A 719-nucleotide genomic window follows, 5' to 3' on the forward strand; every position below is an offset into this window, starting at 1 on the left:
GCTCAAGTTAGCTCGACGCGGCATTTATACGACGGCTCCAAACCCGAACGTCGGTTGCGTAATTGTTCGTGATGGCGTGATCGTTGGTGAAGGTTATCATCATCGCGCTGGAGAGCCTCATGCTGAAGTGCACGCGATGCGCATGGCTGGTGATAAAGCTGAAGGTGCAACGGCATACGTTACCCTTGAACCGTGCTCCCACTATGGACGCACGCCACCTTGCGCTGAAGGGTTGATAAAAGCCAAAGTGGCGCGAGTAGTGTGTGCGATGGAAGATCCGAATCCAAAAGTGGCTGGACGTGGCATCCAAATGCTACGTGAAGCCGGGGTCGAGGTTCAGGTTGGATTGTTAGAAAACGATGCGATTGAGCTCAATCGTGGCTTCATTAAATTCATGCAAACAGGCATGCCATTTATCCAATTAAAAATGGCAGCAAGCTTAGATGGACAGAGTGCGCTAAGTAATGGCAAGAGCCAATGGATCACCTCCCCACAGGCTCGCCAAGACGTGCAGCGTTATCGAGCGCAAAGCGGTGGTATTCTGTCTACAAGCAAAACAGTGATGGATGATAACGCTTCTCTCAACGTTCGTTGGGATGATTTGCCGCAGAGTGTTCAAGCGTACTATGAGCTGACGGAAGTTCGCCAACCAGCAAGGGTAATACTCGACCGTCAACAGAAACTGAGTGATGACCTTAAACTGTTCAGTACCGAAGGTG

General features: G+C 50.6%; 1 protein-coding gene. It reads left to right on the top strand.

The window, feature by feature from the left end; all coding sequences use genetic code 11:
• A partial coding sequence (gene ribD / locus R7Z50_RS27225) for a bifunctional diaminohydroxyphosphoribosylaminopyrimidine deaminase/5-amino-6-(5-phosphoribosylamino)uracil reductase RibD (RefSeq protein ID WP_318149712.1) occupies window positions 1-719 on the top strand: 719 nt, incomplete at both ends.

This window comes from Vibrio sp. 1249-1, from assembly GCF_033340495.1.